The 19,258-nt window shown below is 68.1% G+C and carries 14 protein-coding genes; 6 read left to right on the top strand and 8 right to left on the bottom strand.

What is annotated here, in order from left to right; translation table 11 throughout:
- Positions 1–135: 135 nt before the first annotated feature.
- Positions 136–7,011 carry an autotransporter-associated beta strand repeat-containing protein gene (locus HUW53_RS10210; protein WP_237345647.1) on the top strand — a complete coding sequence of 2,292 codons (6,876 nt, stop codon included), beginning with the start codon at positions 136–138 and terminating at the stop codon, positions 7,009–7,011.
- A 439-nt stretch (positions 7,012–7,450) separates the two neighbouring features.
- Here the strand turns inward: HUW53_RS10210 and HUW53_RS10205 are convergent, their stop codons facing one another.
- The 5 genes from HUW53_RS10205 to HUW53_RS10185 are packed head-to-tail and all read right to left on the bottom strand — an operon-like array spanning position 7,451 to position 11,613.
- Complete coding sequence (locus HUW53_RS10205) at positions 7,451–7,999, bottom strand: NAD(P)H nitroreductase (RefSeq protein WP_237345646.1); 549 nt, start codon at positions 7,997–7,999, stop codon at positions 7,451–7,453.
- Entirely contained in the window at positions 7,987–8,844 is an 858-nt protein-coding gene (locus HUW53_RS10200) for an ATP-binding cassette domain-containing protein (RefSeq protein WP_237345645.1), read from the bottom strand. The genes HUW53_RS10205 and HUW53_RS10200 overlap by 13 nt, the downstream gene beginning before the upstream one ends.
- Positions 8,841–9,539 (bottom strand): GTP-binding protein, encoded by a 699-nt coding sequence (locus HUW53_RS10195; RefSeq protein ID WP_237345644.1) that lies wholly within the window; start codon positions 9,537–9,539, stop codon positions 8,841–8,843. The genes HUW53_RS10200 and HUW53_RS10195 overlap by 4 nt, the downstream gene beginning before the upstream one ends.
- Entirely contained in the window at positions 9,530–10,576 is a 1,047-nt protein-coding gene (locus HUW53_RS10190; protein WP_237345643.1) for an ABC transporter substrate-binding protein, read from the bottom strand. The genes HUW53_RS10195 and HUW53_RS10190 overlap by 10 nt, the downstream gene beginning before the upstream one ends.
- Positions 10,564–11,613, bottom strand: a complete 1,050-nt coding sequence (locus HUW53_RS10185) for a D-alanine--D-alanine ligase family protein (protein ID WP_237345642.1) — start codon at positions 11,611–11,613, stop codon at positions 10,564–10,566. The genes HUW53_RS10190 and HUW53_RS10185 overlap by 13 nt, the downstream gene beginning before the upstream one ends.
- A gap of 369 nt (positions 11,614–11,982) precedes the next feature.
- On the opposite strand from HUW53_RS10185, the gene HUW53_RS10180 reads away from it, so the two are divergent.
- The 5 genes from HUW53_RS10180 (at position 11,983) to phnE (ending at position 16,202) form a co-directional block, all read left to right on the top strand.
- Entirely contained in the window at positions 11,983–13,155 is a 1,173-nt protein-coding gene (locus tag HUW53_RS10180; protein ID WP_237345641.1) for a Rossmann-like domain-containing protein, read from the top strand.
- 261 nt (positions 13,156–13,416) lie between these two features.
- Positions 13,417–13,668, top strand: coding sequence for a hypothetical protein (locus tag HUW53_RS10175; protein WP_237345640.1), 252 nt, complete (start codon positions 13,417–13,419; stop codon positions 13,666–13,668).
- Complete coding sequence (locus HUW53_RS10170; RefSeq protein WP_237345639.1) at positions 13,665–14,468, top strand: ATP-binding cassette domain-containing protein; 804 nt, start codon at positions 13,665–13,667, stop codon at positions 14,466–14,468. Before HUW53_RS10175 ends, HUW53_RS10170 begins: the two co-directional genes overlap by 4 nt.
- A gap of 10 nt (positions 14,469–14,478) precedes the next feature.
- Complete coding sequence (phnD, locus tag HUW53_RS10165; RefSeq protein ID WP_237345638.1) at positions 14,479–15,381, top strand: phosphate/phosphite/phosphonate ABC transporter substrate-binding protein; 903 nt, start codon at positions 14,479–14,481, stop codon at positions 15,379–15,381.
- Entirely contained in the window at positions 15,378–16,202 is an 825-nt protein-coding gene (gene phnE / locus HUW53_RS10160; protein WP_272904178.1) for a phosphonate ABC transporter, permease protein PhnE, read from the top strand. Before phnD ends, phnE begins: the two co-directional genes overlap by 4 nt.
- Before the next feature lie 39 nt (positions 16,203–16,241).
- Here phnE and HUW53_RS10155 read toward each other — a convergent pair whose 3' ends face one another.
- The 3 genes from HUW53_RS10155 to vnfK all read right to left on the bottom strand — a co-directional run bounded on the left by HUW53_RS10155 (position 16,242) and on the right by vnfK (position 19,124).
- Positions 16,242–16,739: a NifB/NifX family molybdenum-iron cluster-binding protein gene (locus HUW53_RS10155; RefSeq protein ID WP_237345636.1), complete on the bottom strand. Its 498-nt coding sequence runs from the start codon at positions 16,737–16,739 to the stop codon at positions 16,242–16,244.
- A gap of 19 nt (positions 16,740–16,758) precedes the next feature.
- Positions 16,759–17,652: a hypothetical protein gene (locus HUW53_RS10150; protein WP_237345635.1), complete on the bottom strand. Its 894-nt coding sequence runs from the start codon at positions 17,650–17,652 to the stop codon at positions 16,759–16,761.
- 83 nt (positions 17,653–17,735) lie between these two features.
- Positions 17,736–19,124 carry a V-containing nitrogenase subunit beta gene (gene vnfK / locus HUW53_RS10145; protein WP_237345634.1) on the bottom strand — a complete coding sequence of 463 codons (1,389 nt, stop codon included), beginning with the start codon at positions 19,122–19,124 and terminating at the stop codon, positions 17,736–17,738.
- Positions 19,125–19,258 lie beyond the last annotated feature (134 nt).

Genomic DNA, 19,258 nt, shown 5'->3' with positions numbered 1-19,258 from the left:
CGATCGGCTCGTCCCAATACCTCGCAAATTGGAGTTGTTTTTATGCAACATCCAGGGGGAATGTCCTGCAATTGCCCTCCTTTCGTTACGGTATGTTGATGACTCTCGGGAGGCAGCCAAATAGGGATGCGAATATTGCCTTTGGTAAAGGGGGATACCGTGGCGATGGGCGGCGATCAGGACGGCGTGGGCGTGCGGTGCGCGCGGGGTGGAAACGGGCTTCTGCGGGCGTTGATGTGCGCGGCTTCGATCGGTGCGCTGGTCGCGTCCATGCCCCAGGCGCGGGCAAATGAGGTCATCGACGGCGGGACCACGGTCACGGTGCCGGGCACCTATTCGTCCCCCTGGGTTGTCTCTGGTGGCCTCATGGTCGGCGATGTCGGCACCGGCGCGCTCACCATCCAGAATGCCGGCGCGGTCACCAGCGGCAGTGGCCTTATCGGCTACGGTTCAGGCTCCACCGGCACGGTGACCGTCACTGGAAACGGTGCAAGCTGGAATCTGGGGGCCGACGGCCTGAATGTGGGCTACTCCGGTACGGGCACGCTCACGATCGAGGCTGGCGGTACGGTCACCAGTGGCTTCGGCGCTATTGGCGCCAACGCAGGCTCCACCGGCACGGCGACCGTGACCGGGGCGGGGTCAAGCTGGGACTTGGGCGGCGGCACCTTTTATGTGGGTGCTATCGGTGGCGCGGGCACGCTGAACATAGCGGATGGCGGTACGGTCACCAGCGGCACGGCGTATGTTGGTTACTTTACGGGCGCCACGGGCACTGCGACCGTGACCGGGGCGGGGTCAAGCTGGGACTTGGGGACGAGCATCCTTTATGTCGGTTATGCGGGTAGTGGCACGCTCACCATTGAGGATGGGGGCGCGATCACCAGCCGCTCCGGCACTATTGGCCTCCTTTCAAGCGGCACAATGACTGTGACGGGGGCGGGGTCGCGCTGGATCCTGGGGAGCGGCGGCGTTACCGTAGGCACCAACGGCAGCGGCACGCTCACCATTGAGGATGGCGGTACGGTCACCAGCACCTTCGTTGCAGGCGACATCGGTAGCAACGCGGGCTCCACCGGCACCGTGATTGTGACGGGGGCGGGGTCACGCTGGGATCTGGGGACCAGCGGTCTTTCTGTCGGCACCGCCGGTACGGGCACGCTCACCATTGCCGCTGGCGGCGTGGTCGCCAATGGCGTGGGCTTTATTGGTAGTTCTTCAGGCTCCATTGGCACGGCAAGCGTGACCGGTGCGGGCTCGACCTGGATCCTCAGCTCCGATCTGGCACTGGGGGCTTACGGCGGCTCGGGCGCGCTGACCATTGCGGATGGCGGTACGGTCACGGCCGCCACCCTTCAGCTTGGCAGCTCCAGCGCCCCCTCCGTCACCAACACGGCGGCGGTGAACGGAACGTCCGGTTCGCGCGGCGTTCTGGCCGTGGGACAGATTGTCAACATCTCCGGCACCGCCACGCTCACCATCGACGGCGGCGTGCTGCGGGCGACGGCGTCGTCTACGGACTTTCTGTCGGGCTTCACGGCGAGCACCGTCGAGATCGCCTCGGGTGGCGTCTTTATCGACACCAACGGCAATGACATCGCCATCGCCACGGGGCTCGATGGCGCCGGTGCCCTGACCAAGCAGGGTACCGGCACGCTGACCCTGTCGGGCGTGACGACCTACACGGGCGTCACCACCATCAGCGCGGGCACGCTCGCTCTGTCAGGCACCGGCAGCATCGCCGCATCGAGCGCGGTGTCGGTGGACGGGACGCTGGACATCTCCTCGACGACCTTCGGCGCCGCGATCAACACGCTGTCGGGCTCGGCCTCGGGCGCGGTGGCGCTGGGCGCGCAGGCGCTGACGGTGGTGCAGGGCGTCGATGGGACGTTCGCCGGCGTCATCTCCGGTTCCGGTGGCCTGACCAAGTTGGGGACCGGAACGCTGACCCTGACGGGCACGGGTTCATCGGTCGGCACGCTCGCCGTGGAGGCCGGCGCGTTCGCCATCGCCAATGGCGGCGCGGTCACCAGCAGCAGTGGCCTTATCGGCCTTACGACCGGCTCCACCGGCACGGTGACCGTCACTGGAAACGGTGCAAGCTGGAATCTGGGGACCTACGGCCTGAATGTGGGCTACTTCGGTACGGGCACGCTCACGATCGAGGCTGGCGGTACGGTCACCAGTGGCTTCGGCGCTATTGGCGCCAACGCAGGCTCCACCGGCACGGCGACCGTGACCGGGGCGGGGTCAAGCTGGGACTTGGGCAGCGGCGCCTTTTATGTGGGTGATTTCGGTGGCGCGGGCACGCTGAACATAGCGGATGGCGGTACGGTCACCAGCGGCACGGCGTTTGTTGGTTACTATATGGGCGCCACGGGCACTGCGACCGTGACCGGGGCGGGGTCAAGCTGGGACCTGGGGACGAACATCCTTTATGTCGGTTATGCGGGTAGTGGCACGCTCACCATTGAGGATGGGGGCGCGATCACTAGCGGCTATGCTACTATTGGCGCCGCTTCAAGCGGCACCGTGACTGTGACGGGGGCGGGGTCGCGCTGGATCCTGGGGCGCGGCGGCGTTGCCGTAGGCTTCTACAGCAGCGGCACGCTCACCATTGAGGATGGCGGCACGGTCACCAGCACCTTCGGTGCAGGCGACATCGGTAGCAACGCGGGCTCCACCGGCACCGTGATTGTGACGGGGGCGGGGTCACGCTGGGATCTGGGGACCAGCGGTCTTTCTGTCGGCACCGCCGGTACGGGCACGCTCACCATTGCCGCTGGCGGCGTGGTCGCCAATAGCGTGGGCTTTATTGGCGCCTCTTCAGGCTCCATTGGCACGGCAAGCGTGACCGGTGCGGGCTCGACCTGGTCCCTCAGCTCCGATCTGGCACTGGGGGCTTACGGCGGCTCGGGCGCGCTGACCATTGCGGATGGCGGTAGGGTTACGGCCGCCACCCTTCAGCTTGGCAGCTCCAGCGACCCCTCCGTCACCAACACGGCGGCGGTGAACGGAACGTCCGGTTCGCGCGGCGTTCTGGCCGTGGGACAGATTGTCAACATCTCCGGCACTGCCACGCTCACCATCGACGGCGGCGTGCTGTGGGCGACGGCGTCGTCTACGGACTTTCTGTCGGGCTTCACGGCGAGCACCGTCGAGATCGCCTCGGGTGGCGTCTTTATCGACACCAACGGCAATGACATCGCCATCGCCACGGCGCTCGATGGCGCCGGTGCCCTGACCAAGCAGGGTACCGGCACGCTGACCCTGTCGGGCGTGACGACCTACACGGGCGTCACCACCATCAGCGAGGGCACGCTCGCTCTGTCAGGCACCGGCAGCATCGCCGCATCGAGCGCGGTGTCGGTGGACGGGACGCTGGACATCTCCTCGACGACCTTCGGCGCAACCATCAACACGCTGTCGGGCGCGGCCTCGGGCGCGGTGGCGCTGGGCGCGCAGGCGCTGACGGTGGTGCAGGGCGTCGATGGGACGTTCGCCGGCGTCATCTCCGGTTCCGGTGGCCTGACCAAGTTGGGGACCGGAACGCTGACCCTGACGGGCACCAACACCTATTCGGGTGGCACGGTGCTGCTGGACGGCACGCTGCAGGTGTCGTCGGACGCCAATCTGGGCGATGCCTCCGGTGCGCTGTTCTTCATGGGGGGGACGCTTTCGACGATCGCGAGCTTCACCAGCGCGCGGAACAGCACCGTCAACGGCTCATCCAACGCCATCGACACCGCCACTGGAACGACGCTGACCCTGTCCGGGGCGATCGCTGGCGAGGGTAGCCTGACCAAGCAGGGTGCGGGCACGCTGACCCTGTCTGGCACCAACACCTATTCTGGTGGGACGGTGCTTGAGGCGGGCACGCTGTCGGTGTCGTCGGACGCCAGCCTTGGCGCGCGCGCGGGCGCTTTGAGCTTCCAGGGCGGCACGCTGGCGACGACGGCGACGTTCGAGAGCGGGCGCGGTGTAAGCCTCGCCAGCGCCGGGGGCACCCTCAACACGGCTTCCGCCACCACTCTCACCCTGTCCGGCGTGATCTCCGGCGCGGGTGGCCTGACCAAGACGGGCGCGGGCACGCTGGCGCTGAGCGGCGACAGCAGCGGCTTCACCGGCGCGACATCGGTGAATGCCGGCACGCTGGAGATCTCCGGTGGCCTGGGCGGCGGCGTGAGCGTGGCCTCCGGGGCGACGCTCCAGGGGGCGGGCGGCACCCTCACCGGTGCGGTCACGGTGGCCTCGGGCGGCGTGCTGTCGGGCAGCCAGGGCACGGGCACCCTCACCCTGGGATCGCTGAGCCTTTCGAGCGGCGCGGTCACCAATGTGACGCTGTCGGCGGCCTCGACCAGCGCGGTGTTCACCACCACCGGCGCGCTCACGGTGGCCGGCACGTTGAACGTGACCGGCACGGCGACCTACGGGGTCGGCGTCTACCGGGTGTTCGCGAGCGGCGGCACGTTGACCGACAACGGGCTGGCGCTGGGCACCACGCCCACGGGCAGCTACACGACCGCGCTGGACGTCGGCACCTCGACGGTGGACGTGGTGGTCTCGGGCCACGACACCAGCCTGCAATATTGGAGTGCAAACGGCAGCAGCCGCGGCGGCAGCGGGACCTGGACCTCGTCGAACCTCTGGCTGGACACCGATGGCAGCACGGCGGCGTGGGGCCGCGGGACAGGGGTGTTCTCGGGCGCGGCGGGGACGGTGAGCGTGGTGGGGGCGCAGAGCTTCGCCACGCTGGAGTTCCTGACCACGGGCTATGAGGTGGAGGCTGGCACCGGCGGCAGCCTGGATCTCGGCACGGGCGGGCAGGTGTGGGCGGAAGGGGCGGATGTGACCGCGACCATCTCCGCGCCGATCACCGGCACCGGCGCCCTGACCAAGGTGGGCGAAGGCACCATCGTTCTGTCTGGCACCAACACCTATTCTGGTGGGACGGTGCTTGAGGCGGGCACGCTGCAGGTGTCGTCGGACGCCAATCTGGGCGCGAGCGCGGGCGCTCTGAGCTTCCAGGGCGGCACGCTGGCGACGACGGCGACGTTCGAGAGCGGGCGCGGTGTAAGCCTCGCCAGCGCCGGGGGCACTCTCAACACGGCTTCCGCCACCACTCTCACCCTGTCCGGCGTGATCTCCGGCGAGGGTGGCCTGACCAAGACGGGCGCGGGTACGCTGATCCTCACAGGTGCGAACACGTACACCGGGGTCACCACCATCAATGCCGGCACGCTGCAGATCGGCAATGGCGGCACCTCAGGCTCCATCGTGGGCGACGTGGTCAATAATGCCGCGCTGGTGTTCAACCGCTCCGACACCTTCACCTTCCCCGGCACGATCACCGGGGCCGGTACGGTGAGCTTCCTCGGTGGCGGCACGGTGGAGTTCTCGGACCCCGGCGCCTATACGGGCCCGATCTCCGTGGGTGATGCGACCGTCCACCTGGAAAATGGTTCGAAGAGTGCCTCGACCTTCACCGTAGATGACGGAGGTACCCTCAGCGGCAATGGCACCATCGGCGGCCTCATCGTAAACAACAGCGGTGTCGCCGCGCCGGGGAACTCGCCGGGTACCATAGTCGTGAATGGTACGGTCACCTTCAATGCCGGATCGGTCTACCGGGTGGATGTGACCCCCGCGGGGGCGCACGACCTCATCACCGCGACGGGGGCGGTAAGCCTTTCCAGCGGCGCCTCGGTGGCCGTGATCGCCGAGGCTGGCGCCTACGCGGCCAATACGACCTACGCCATCATCACCACCACGAACGCGGTGAGCGGGACCTTCGGGTCGGTCACCAGCAATTATGCCTTCCTGACCCCCTCGCTGAGCTACGACGCGCAGAACGTCTACTTGACCTTGCTCTACAACAACGTGGACTTCGCCACCTATGCGCGCACCAGCAACGAGCGGGGCGTGGCGGTGGCGGCGCAGGCGCTCGGCAGCGGCAACGCGGTGTATGACGCCATCCTCGATCAGTCGAATAGCTCGGTCGCCGGGGCGTTCAACGCTCTGAGCGGCGAGATCTATGCGTCCGCGGACACGGTGATCCAACAGCAGTCGGTCTATGTGCGTGAGGCGGTGGGTGCACGGTTGCGCCAATCGGTAGTGGCGCCGTCGACCGCGCCGCTCGCCTACACCACCAAGGCGCCGGCCACGGCACAGCTGGGGCCCGACCTCACGCCGACCCTCTGGGCGCAGGGCTATGGCGGCTGGGGCAATGCCTTCGGCGACGGCAATGCCGCCAGCGTCTCCTCCACCATCGGCGGCTTCCTGATCGGTGCCGACGTGGCGGTGGCGGACAATGCGCGGGCGGGTGTGTTCGGCGGCTTCAGCCAGTCGAGCTTCGATGTGGACGCACGCGCCTCGTCGGGGTCCATGGACAATTACGACGCGGGCCTCTACGCGGCGGCCCAGTTCGGTGCCATCGCGGCCCGCGGCGGTTTCGCTTATGCGTGGCACGATGTGTCGGGGAACCGGACCATCGCTTTCCCCGGCATCATGCAGGCGACCAGCGGGGATTATTCCGCCGGCAGCGTGCAATTGTTCGGGGAGCTCGGCTACGACACCCGCCTCGGCGCGTTCGACCTGGAGCCGTTCGTGGGCCTCGCCTATCTGAACATCGCCGGCGCCAACTTCAGCGAAACCGGCGGGTCGGCCGGCCTTTCGGTGGATGTCGGCTCCATGGCGACGACCTACACCACGCTCGGAGTGCGGGCCGCCACGTCGGTGGACCTGTTCGGTCATGCCCTGACCCCGAGCGTAAGCCTGGGCTGGCAGCATGCCTTCGGCGACACGACGCCGAACGCGACCATGAGGTTCAACGCTGGCACCCTGCCGTTCCAGGTGTCGGGCGTGCCGATTGCCGAGGATGCGTTCGCGGTTGCGGCCGGGCTCGGTTATGCCCTGTCGAACGAGGCGGCCTTCTCGGTCAATTATTCCGGCCAGATCGCCAATACCGCCGCCCAGAACGCCTTTACCGCTCAGTTTTCCATGAAGTTCTGAGCGGGCGGCAACGCCACGGGGCATCGAGGCATCAGGCCTCGCACGAGGATGGTGAAGCGGCGGCATGCCAAGGACGCATGCCGCCGCTTTGCGTTTGGTCGGCCCATGGGCAGGTCGTGGCCTGGCGGGGGCGGGCGGAGGCAGCACGCCGCTGCGGGGCGAGGAGGAGTTGCCGGCGCCAGCCACCTGCGTCCGTGGCGGGAGGAGGCGCCTTGGTGCCGTGTCCCGAACGCGCCGTGCCTCCGGTGGGGGTATCCCCTCCCGGTTTCCGGGTGGAGACGGACGGCCCCGGCGTATCAGGCCAAAACGGGCGCGGGCGGCGAGGCGGGCTGATGCCATCGGCCCCGGTCTTTGACCAGTGCCGAGTGGGGTGCCGAGCGGACGTGCGCAGTGGAGCCGGTCAGCACCGCGCGGGCTGAACTCATGGGCCTTTGAGGCATTACAGGCGGCGGGTGAACGCCTGCGGATTGACGGGGGCTGCGGGCGCCAGCGAGCGGGCCGGCGTGCCGAGGTAGAGGAACCCGACCATGCGGTCGTCCGCGCCCAACTCCAGGGCGGTGGCCAGATGCGGGTCGAACATGGGCCAGCCGGAGCGCCAGATCCCGGAATATCCGAGTGCCACCGCCGCCATCTGCATCGCCATCACCGCGCAACCGGCGGAAAGCTGCTGCTCGAACCGGCTCACGATGGTGCTTTCCCGCGCCTTGGCCACCACGATGATGACCAGCGGCGCGCGCAGCGGCATGCCGGCAGCCCGCGCCACGTCGCCTTGGGGCCGGCCGGAGGCGATGGCAGCCTCCTGCATCAGCCGGCCGAGCCGGGCGCGACCCTCGCCCTCCGCGATCAGGAACGCGTAAGGCCTGAGGGCCTGAAAGTCCGGCACCCGCAAGGCCGCCCGCAAGATGATCTCAAGTTCCGCGCCGGAGGGGCCTGGATCTTCCAGTGCGGTGGTGGAACGCCGGTTGAGGAGCAGGCTCAGCGCGTCCATGGGAAGGGCTCGTCGGTTGCCATGGCGGAGGCGAAGGTCGAGAAGGCCGCGGGCAGGGCTTCGATGCGCCCGCCACCTCGCACGTGCTGGCGCAGGGCCATCAGAACGGCATCGATCCGTTCCAGGTGCGCGCGGCTTTCCGTTTCCTCGGCGGAGGTCTCGATCACGTCGGCGACCGAGCCGTTGGCGACCACGATGCGGCGATGGCCCAGCAGCGCCAGGATCGGGTCGTGGGTCGACACGAGCGTGATTTTGTCTTGCGACACGAGCAGGTCCAGCGCCCGTTTGCGGTCGATGCCGGCGTTCTCGATCTCGTCGATCAGCACCACCGGCGAGGCCGAAAGAAGAGCGGTATCGGCGATCATCAGGGCTCGGGTCTGACCGCCGGAAAGCTGGGTCAGGGAAACATCGGCATGGAAGCGCTCGCCGGCCAGCGCGTTGGCGCAGGCGATCACGTCCGCGACCACGCGGTCGCCGTCGGCCACCATCCGGCAGTCGGCATGCATGGCGACGAACTCGGCAACCGGCAGGTCCACCACGAAATTCATGTTCTGCGACAGCTGCGCCACCAGCTTGCCCACGGTCGCCCAGCGCCGCCGCGCATCGGGTGGGGCCCCGTCCACCAGGATGCGGCGGCCGGATGGCGTGTCGGCCTGGGCGAGGCATTCGATGTCGGCCAGAAGGCGGCTCTTGCCGGAGCCGGTGGGGCCCACCACGCACACCACGTCGCCGGGCCGTAGGGTGAGGTCCAGCGTCTCCAGCGCCCCGCCTTTGTCGCGCCCGCCCAGGATGGTGAGGCTTGCGAGTTTCGCCGCCGCGAGCGTTGCGGTGTCCTCGGGGGTCATGAGCCATCCCCGGCAAAGGCCATCTTGCGGACATTGCCGCGCTGGTGGTCCTCGCCGATGGCGGTCTCGCCCACGCAATAGGGGCACACCGCCGAGGGCATGGGATAGCGCAGGTGCTGGCCTTCCAGAGTCTCGAACCCGGCGGCTTGCGCCATGTGAAAGGCCAGCTCGCCCGCCCCCTGGCCGGTGATGCCGTTGAAGGCCACCACCACCGCGCGGGGATTGGCCTTGCGCACATTGAAGGCGAAGACTTCCCGCTCCGCCTGCGAGACGATGTCGCCCTTGGTGATGACCACCACGTCGGCGAGCTTCAGCATGGGGCCGATCTTGCGCGGGGTGTGGATGCCGGACAGGGTGTCGACCACGCAGATGGCGAGCGCGCCCTTGATGTGCGGGGCGCAGCGGTTGCACAGGCCGGCGCTTTCGGCCACCAGCGTGTCATGCCCGCGCGCGCGGGCCCAGGTCAGGCAGTCATCGATGTTGGAGACGAAGAAATGGTCCGGGCAGACATTGCCCGCAAGGCCGACCGACACGTCGAGGCCGGCGCGGGCATAGGCGGCGTCGTCCTGGGTCGAGAGCGAGTCGAATTTCACGACGCCGACGCGCAGGCCGGCCGCGGCCAGGTGCGCGGCGGTCTTGAGCACCACCGCCGTCTTGCCCACCGAGGGCGGGCCGGCCACCGTGATCACGCGCATCGGCGCACCTCCCGTTCCATCTGTTCCCGGCTGCGGCGGAACAGGGCGATGACATGCTTCAGGTCGCTGGCGGCGGCCGGATGGCGGACATAGTCCCACCCCGGCCAGAGCAGGCGGGCGCCTTCGGGCAGGGCGGGCTGGCGGCGCGGGGCAAGGGCCGGATAGCGGTTGCGGTCCAGGAAATCGGCGGTGGCCGTGCCGTAGAGGTGGTCCACCACCGGCGCCAGCCGTTGCCGGTGGGCGCTCTGCATGGTGGTCCACAGCGGATAGGCGAGAGCCCCCTCTCGCGGCCACACCACTTCGGTGCGGTTGCGGCGGGGGCAGATGTCGGCGAGCGACCAGGGCAGCACATAGATGGAGGAGACTGATGCCCCGGTTCCGGCGATGCGCGGCATCTGTGCCGAATGGGTGAGCTCCGACACATTGGCGAGCAGCCGGCCGAAACGCTCCGGCCCCAGAAGGCGCAGCATGGCGAGGAGGAAGAAGGTGTTGAGCGCGCTGTGATGGGCCATGCCGGGCCGGCGCCAGCCGCCGAAGCTCACCTCGCCGCGCAGCTCCGGCTCGGCGAGGTCGGCCCAGCTCCGGGGCAGGGGGCGGGTGCCGAGGCGGGCCCGATCCACCAGCATCACGAAAGGCGCCACCGCGTAGACGCCGATCCAGCCCTTTGGATCGATCAGCCCCGCCGCCTCGAAGACGGACGCCACGCCCGCCGGCTGGCCGGAGCTGAAGGCCCCGGCGCGCATGTGTGTGTCATGGAAACGGCGGTTGAACGCATTGCCGTGCCGGGCCGACACCAGCATGCGCGGAAAGTCGAGCGGATCGCGGACATAGCGCAGGCGGTCGAGCGGGCTCGGGCCGCCCTGGCCCATGGGCACATGGCAGGAGAAGGCTTCTCCACCCTGCGTGCAATGGCGGGCGAGATGGCGCGACAGGTCGTCGGCGAACCGCATCCGCAGCGGCACCGGCACTTCGCACAGAAGGTCGAGCGGACCGGCGGGCATCAAGGCGCCGTCCGGCGCGGGCATCACTGGGCGCATCGTATCGCCTCCGTCTCGCGCGGCTGAAGCCGGCGGCGCTGGCGGGCGAGGGAGAATTCTACCACATGGCCCAGCACGTCCGCTTGCGACAGGCCCCATTGGCCGGCGGCCAGACAGATGGCGCCGGAGCGGCCGATGTGGCAGCAGATGTTGAACTCCAGGAACGTGCGCCGCCCGGTTTCAGCGTCGAAGCGATAGTCGAGGCGCAGATAATCCATGGGGCCGGCGGCGCCCCACAGTGCCCGGGCGTCGGCGTGGAAAGCCGCTTCCGCGTCTCCCGCGTCGAACAGCGCATAGCCGAGCGGATCGTCCCGCTTCAGCTCCTCGGTGACGATGGCGCCCGCCCGGTCGGAGCGGGGATGCACGAGGCCGAGCACCAGCGGTTCCGCTCCGCCGAGCACCGGCACGGTCACGTCGATGCCGGGGGCGAACCGCTCCACCAGGACCGCCATGCCGCGCGCCATCAGATCCGCCGCCACGCGCGCGGCGCCCGCCCAATCATCCTGGATGGACGCATCCGAAACCCCCTCGGAGGCGGCACCGAAACGGTTCTTCACGAAATAGGGGCCGGCGAACGGCGGCGGCACGGCAAGGGCGGCGGGGGTGTCGTAGCGGGCGCCTGGCGCCACCGGCAGGCCGCTGGCCTCGGCTACCTTCTTGGTCAGCCACTTGTCTTCGGCCAGCGCCCGGATATTGGGCGTGGCGCCCACATGGGGCAGGTGCAGGAACTCGCACAACGCCGGCACGAAGACTTCCGGATTGGCCATCTCCATGCGGTTCATGAGGGAAAAGACGAGGTCGGTGGCGCCTGCGGCCTGGAGCGGGGCGTCGGCCCGCGAGGCGGTGCGCACCGGATAGCCGAGCTTGGTGAGGGTCTCGAACACGCGATGGTAATAGGCCGGATAGCCGCCATCGCCGGCAAAGGCGCGACAGGCGTAATCCGGCGCCTCCGGCGCGTAAGGCGCGAGGAAAAGGATGCGCGCCAGGGCGCCCGTTCCGGGCCGCAGCAGCACCTCGTCGAGACGGAGTTGGGCCATGGTGTCTCGCTTTCTGGTTTGGCTCGTCCGCGGCGGGGCGCGGGGTGGGCCGGGGTGGAACTGAGCAAGGGTCGCGCCAAGCGACGCTTTCAGGAGATGGCGGCGTTCCCGGCCTCAAAGTGTTCGCAGATGTACGAAGGGTGCATGACGGCGTTCCCCCAGGTGCACTCGACCTCCGGTGCGGCAGGGCAAACGCCCGAACGGCGCCGCTTCCGCCACTGGCCCGATGCTTGCGATGGCATCCTAGCATTCCTTGGAAGCGTCTTTCGGGTCCGGCCGATGGGTGGAGGTGTCATGAGCGGGTCGAAGGTGCCGAGGTCGCCGCTGCAAGGGGATCCTGCGCCGGCATGCGGCTGGATCCGTCCTGGCGTGGTCGTGCACGATCCGTTCGAATGCGTGGACGCTCTGCTGGCATCCTTCGCCTTCGAGCTGAACGCGCGCGGGTTCCGCGTGCTCGGTTACGTCCAGGTGCCGCGGCCCGATGCCAGCGGGCCGCCGCTCTATATCGACCTTGCCACCAGCCGGCCGCTGCCGCGCGAGCCGGGCGCGGCGGAAGGGTTTCTGCGTCGGGCTATGGCCGAGGTGGCGGACCTCCTGCTCATCGGCCGCTTCTCCGCCTGCACCGAGGCGACCGACCTGGTCGGCGCGCCCATCGGCGGCGGGGTGGGGCGCGGGCTGCCCATGCTCACCGCCATTGCCGGGCAGGCCATCCACCAATGGCACAGCTATGTGCGCCACGAAGGTTCCATGATCGCGCCGGACCGCCGCGCCCTGTGGACCTGGTGGGGACCGGACAGGCTTTATCGCGATCTCGCCCTGGGCGTCGCCGAAGCGGAGGTGCGCCGCATCACCATCGGTCCGCGTTGGATCCTGGTGGAGGGGCCGCAGGGCGCGGGTCTCGCCGCTTTGCCGCGCCATCCGCGTGAGCTGCGCGCGCGCCTGCCGGAGCTGCGCCGGCGCAGCCTGCGCGACCTGGCCGAGCTGACCGCCTCATGGGACCCGCTCGAAACCGCGGTGGGTGTGGCCGCGCTCAATGCCCATTACAACCGCTATGACCTCGAAGGGCGGCCGGGGAACGGCGCGCACCGCTTCCGCCATGTGGAGGGCCAGGTGGTGGTCATCGGCGCCTTTCCCGGCGTGGACGGCATCCTGCCCCGCTGCGCGGTGGTGGAGGCTGATCCGCGCCCCGGCGCTTATCCCATCGCCGCCATGGATGCGCTGTTGCCCGGATGTGGCGGGGCGATCGTGAATTCCTCGGCGCTCATCAACCGCAGCCTGCCGCGTATCCTGCGCCTGGCCGGCAGCCGCCCCATCGCGCTGGTGGGGCCGTCCACGCCCATGACGCCACGGCTTTACGATTACGGCGTGGAAACGCTGGGCGGCCTTCTGGTGCATGACCCGGAAGGATTGGCACAGGCGGTGGAGGCCGGCGCGCTGCCGCGCGACTTCACCCGCTTCGGCCGCTACGCCCATGTGAATGGAGGTGTCGCCGGCGACCCGGCAGATCCGGCCGGTGCTCATGATGCGCATCTGAATGGATAGACATCAAATCCTGAATGAAAAACATTGAATGATATATTGACATTATTAAGTAATAAAAATATTACTATTTAAATGGCAATGTTAAATACATTGCGGATCTGATGCGCCGTAGAGCGCGTCCGAGACGGCTTGAGCCGCACTCCTTTTCAGCATTGTTGCCTGGGATGCTCGCATCCATGGGCCTGCCGGAGGCTGCCATGCCGCTGTTGCCACGCCTTTATCCTGTTTTCCATGTCGTTCCGGGCCTGCGGGAGTGATGCCATGCGCCCGGAGATCTGCCTGAATCGCTGCATCCTCGAGATGCGTCTCGATGGACATGAGTTCGACACCATCGCCGTCGCCTTGGCCGAGTGCGCGGTCGACATGCTGGTCGCCGCCGGCTTTCGCGAGGCGGCGCTGGACGGCGGCATCGAGGAGGTGGTGGACGCCATTTGGAGCCATGCCGCCCGCCTGCGTCGCCATCACCCCGCCGCGCGGCCCAGGCTCACCCTCGTGCAAGGTCTCAAGCCGTGAATGCGCTCACCATCGGCTCGCAGGCGTGGCGTCCCGCCCTCACCATCGTGGGGCTTTCCGTGATGCGCGGCGGGCGGCCCATCCTCAACGAGATTTCCACCGCGTTCGCGGAAGGCACCATCACCGCCGTGGTGGGGCCGTCCGGCGTTGGCAAAACCACGCTCATGAACGTGCTGAACGGCCTGGTGGCGCCGCAGGCGGGGCGGGTGGCGGTGGCGGGGCTCGGCGGCCTCGGGGAACCGGGCGTGCTGCGCGAGATGCGCCGGCGCACCGCCATGGTGTTTCAGGACCATGCCCTCATCGGCCGCCTTCCCGCCATCGACAATGTGCTGCTGGGCCTCGCCGATACCCGCCATCCGCTTTCGCTTCTGCCCTGGCCGCGCGCGGCGCGGGAGCGGGCGGCGCTGGCCCTGGCGGACGTGGGGCTCTTGTCCCGCGCCACCGCCCGCACCGACACCCTCTCCGGCGGTGAGCGCCAGCGGGTGGGCATAGCGCGCGCCCTGGTGCGCGCGCCGCGCCTGATCCTCGGCGACGAGCCGTTCGCCTCGGTGGACCCGGTGCTGGCCCGCCGGCTGGGCGGCGAACTGCGCCGGCTGGTGGTGCGCGACGGGCTCACGGCGGTGCTCGTGCTGCACCAACTCCAGCTTGCCCGTGTCCTGGCGGACCGCATCGTCGGCCTGTCCGGCGGGCGGGTCGCCTTCGACGGTCCGGCCGGCGCCTTCGATGCCGAGGCCGAGGCCGCCATTTTTTCTGCCCCCGCGCCCAATGGCGACCGCGTTCTGTCGCCGGACAACTCCTGAGAGGATCAACATGACCTTTTCGTTTCGGGTCCCCCCGCGAAAAGCCCTTGCCGCGGCCGCGCTGGCGGTGGCCGGGTTGTTCACCGCGAGCGTGCCGCAGGCGCTGGCGGAAAAGCCGCAAAAGCTGGTGGTGGGCCTGCTGCCGGGCGAATCCGCCCCGACCGTGATGCGCCTCAACGAGCCGCTGCGCACCTATCTGGAAAAGAAGCTCGGACTGCCGGTCGAGCTGGTGGTGGGCGCCAATTACGCGGCCACCGGCGAGGCGCTGCGGTTCGGCCGCATCGACATCGCCTATCTCGGCCCGGTCACCTACATCCTGCGTTCGCGGGCCTCGAAGCTCGAGCCGTTCGCCCGTCCGTCCCACGCGGTGGTGGGCCCCACCTTCGAGGCCGTCATCATCGTGCCGAAGGACAGCCCGGCCCAGTCGCTGAAGGATCTGAAGGGCACCGAAATCGCCTTCGGCGATCCCGCCTCCACCTCGGGCACCTGGGTGCCGCGCTGGCAGCTGCTCGATGCCGGCCTTGCCTCCGGGCGCGACTATACGCTGCGGGTGCTGGGCGCCCATGACGCGGTGGCTCTGGCCGTGGCCGGCAAGAAAGTGACCGCCGGCGGCCTCTCCAAGCCCATTTACGATCGCCTCATCAAGGAGGGGAAAATCTCGCCAGACCAGGTGCGCGTGCTGGCCGTTTCCCCGCCCATTCCCGAATACATGTGGACCTTCCGCGAGGGCCTCGACCCGGCGTTCAAGGAGGAGATCCGCAAGGCCTTCATCTCGGTTGACGATCCCGAGGCGCTCAAGGTGTTCCGGGCCGAGGCCTTCATTCCGGCGGTGGATTCGGACGTCGACCGGGTGCGGATCTGGATCGATGCCATCAAGAACACCAATCCCGACGCCATTCCGCCTGTGCAATGAGCGCATCGCTCTCCCTTAACGTCGCGGCCATCCTTGAGGATGGCCGCAGGCGGACCCGCCGCACGCTCCTGGGCACCGCAATGGGCGTTGCGGTGATCCTGTCCGCCTTCATCTATGCCGGCGCATTCGATCTGGGCCGGTATGTGGATGCTGTTCCAACCATCTGGCGGCTGGCCTGTGATGCCATGCCGCCCGACTTCAGCCGCTGGCATGCCTGGGGCCGCCCCCTGCTCGAAACCCTCTCCATGAGCGTTGCCGGCACCGTCGCCGGCGCCCTCGTGGCGTTGCCCCTGGCGGCGCTGGCGGCGCGCAACTTCGTGCATACGCCGTTCATCGGCGAGCCGGTGCGGCTGTTCCTCAATGTGCTGAGATCCATTCCCGGCCTGATCTGGGGCGTGATCTTCGTGGCGGCGGTGGGGTTCGGCCCGCTGCCGGGCATCCTGGCCCTTGCCACCCACACCACCGGCATGCTTGGCAAGTTCTTCGCCGAGACCATCGAGCATGTGGAGACCGGCCCCGGCGATGCTCTGCGGGCCCATGGCGTGTCGCGGCTCGGGGTGCTGCGCTTCTCGATCCTGCCGCAGGTGCTGCCGCGATTGGTGGATGTGAGCGTCTATCGGTGGGAGCACAATCTGCGGGCCGCCACCACCCTCGGCGCGGTCGGTGCCGGCGGGCTGGGGCTGGAGATCGTCACCGCCTTCCACCTGTTCGAATACAGGGAGGCCTCGGCGCTGATCCTGGTGTTGCTCGCGCTGGTGACGCTCATCAATGTGGTCGGCGCGACAGTGCGGCGCCGGTTCCTCGGGAGTGTCGCAGGGTAGGACATTCCAAGGCCTCCCCCGATGGGGGAGGCCGCCCGCTCAATATTCCTGAAGATCTTCCTCCGCACTCCCGGAGCGGCGGTTCAGGGCGCGGCGGATCCAGAGCGGCGGCACGCCCGTCATCAGCCGCTGCACCTGGGCGATCACATCGTCGATGTCGCGTACCCGCTCGCTCTTGACCGGAAACACCTTGAGGTCGTGCACCCGCACCGCAGCCACATCGCTGAGGCCGAGGGTGAACAGCACGGCGCAGCCGTCGAGGGCCTCCACCCGCTCCACCAGGGGATCGCGCCCGGTGCCGTCGTCGTCGCCCATGTCGTCCATGATGCAGCGCCCGCCGTTGGCCGCCTTGCCGCCGCCGGAGGCCTTGCCCTTGGCGCGGCGCTGGAAGTGGACCACATCCACGAATTCGGAGCCCTTCGGCGTCACGTCGTAGAACACCACCTGCTTGGCGGCGGCGAAATTGGCGTCAAGCTGGATGAGGCTGTCAGTGGTGACGGCGATGCGCAGGGTCGGCGTCTGGGTTTCAGGGGCCATGGGACTATCCTTTCGCCTTTCAGGTCATGGGCTGGCCCACCACCATCACCTCGCGGGCGAAACGGGGGCGGAAGGCGGCCGGCAGGGACAGATCGTCGGGGGTGCGGGCGCGCCACCTGGGCAGCTCCGCGAGGGCGATGCGGCCCTCGCGCGTCGCCTCCACCGGAATGATGTGAAGCGTCTGGTCGTGCACCAGGAAGAAATCGATGGGATAGCGCGCGGCATCGCGATGGGCCGGCGGGATCTCGAAGGCCAGCGCGCCATCGGCTACGCTCGACTTGGGATTGTCGCAGTCGAGGCGGAAATGGCGGTTGAAGGACGACGCGCGGCGGAATTGGTAGAGGATGCGGTCTTCGTCGGCAAAGCGCTTGATCTCGGCGACGATGTCGAAGAAATACTCGGCCAGCATCGCCTCCACATAGGCCTCCGGATAAGGGCTTTCGGCCGCGGCGAGCCAATAGGCGGTCATGGCCTCGATCAGGTCGAGCCCGGCCACGGTGATCTCCAGCGAAAGCGCGACCCGGTCGATGGCGCCGTTGAAGCGCACGATGGCGTCACGCATCTCCACGTGTCCTTGGGGGTGGAAGGCCACCGTGCGGGCTATGCGCACGATGCGATAAAGCTCGGCGACGATCTTGTCGGTGCGGCTCGCCTTGGGCAGGTCGAGATAGCGCTGCCAGGAGGTGCGCCCCGGCGCGCCGGGGTGGCGCGCGGACAGCACCGCGTCCACCAGAAAGGCGGCCCGGCAGACCGCCGCGATCGGCGCCAGCGGCAGCTCCGGCGGCGGCGGGTCGGGAAGGAAGCTTAGCGCCTTGCGCTTGGTGTAAAGCTCGATCTGCCGGTGCTCGGGCCCGGCAAGCCGGCGTGGCCAGCCGAAGGCGGAATCCGCTGCGAGGCGCTCCATGAAGCTCATTGCCGGATCCTTTGCGGCGGGCCTGGGAGGGTGAAGGGGGGTGGCGCACCACCCCCCGACAGGTCGTCAAGGCTTCCGCCGGCTCACCAGGTGTTCAGGATCCACTCGCGGTCATGAGTATATTCCATGTGCGCGAACATGGCATTGGCGATGGCCTCGCCGAGCAGCATGGCGCCCTGGTAGCCCATGGTGGGCTGACGATAGAGCCCGGCCCGGTCGAAGGTGGGGAAGCCCACCCGCGCCATGGGGATCTTGTGGTCGATGGCCACATAGCGCCCCTTGGAATGACCGAGAATCAGGTCCAACTTGTAGTCGGGATCCTTCAGGCGCTTCTCCAGCTCCCAGAGGTCGGCGTTGCACACCACCTCCATGTCCCAGTTCACCTTGTCCTTCAGGGCCAGGATGCGGGGATCGCGTTTGTACTTGGTGTTGTCATCGCCGAGCAGGAGAAGAACCGGCTTCAGCTCCACCTCGATGCAGAATTCGGACAGACCGATCACCAGGTCGGGATGACCGAAGATCGCCACCCGCTTGTCGGCGAAGAACATGTGGGCGAGGTCTTGAAGCGCGTCGAGGGCGATGCCGCGCTCCTTCACCAGGCTCTCGGGGATGGGCTTGCCGGTGATCTCGCTGATCTTCCGCAGCATCGCATCCGTATTGGCGATGCCGTAGGGGGTGGAGACGAGGTGATGGGGCACCTCGAACTCGTCGCGCAGGAATTCGCCGGTGGACGCACCCTCATAACGGGCGAGCGCCAGGGAGGCGAACGCCCCGCTGGAGGCGCGGATGTCTTCCACCGTGGTCCGCCCGTGGGTGTGAATGGACTTGTCCGGAAGCATCGGGGAATCGAAGTCTTCCGTATCCATGAAGATGCTTGCGTCCACATCCATGGCGGCGGCGTAGCGCTTCAGGAGCGTCACGTCGCCGGGATTGACCCAGCCGGGGAAGAGGTTGAGCTTGCCGGAGGGCTCCGCCTTCTTCTTGGCGATGGTCTTGAAGGTGGAAAGCACGCACTCCGAGTAACCACCCACCTGGCTCGACTTGAAGCTCGGCGTGTGCACCGGAACCACGTACACCTCGCGATCCGGAAACTCCTCCTTGATCATCTTGTTGCAGACGTTGATGGAGCCTTCCACGTCGTCGCCGATGACTTCGGTGGAGCAGGTGGTGATGATCTGGATGATCCGCAGGTGGGGATAGCGGCGCACCAGCGCCATCACCCCATCCTGCATGCGGGCGTGGCCGCCGAACACCGCCGATTCCTCATGCAGCGACGTGGAGGCGATGTCGAAATTCTCCTTGAAGTGCTGGGCGAACAGCAGCCGCACGAACATGGTGCAGCCCTGTCCTCCATGCACGAGGGGAATGCAGTCCTTCATGCCGATCCCGGCATATTGGGCGCCGGCCGGCTGGCAATCATACATCGGATTGATGATGCCGGCCCGGTCGCGGGACGTGATTTCGCAACCCATGGCGGGTTCCTTGTCTGAAAGGTTGAGGTGTCGCCGCGCGGGCGCGGCGTGCTCCGGGCCCCATCCCCGGCTGTGACGCGCCTTGCCGCGTCACAGCCGGGGCGGGCCCGTGCGGAGCGGGACGGACAGATCGC

It is taken from the genome of Xanthobacter agilis (assembly GCF_021730435.1).
GTDB classification, from domain to species: domain Bacteria; phylum Pseudomonadota; class Alphaproteobacteria; order Rhizobiales; family Xanthobacteraceae; genus Xanthobacter; species Xanthobacter agilis.
Note: the sequence above shows the minus strand (reverse complement) of the source record. Positions and strands in the feature narration are given on the sequence as shown.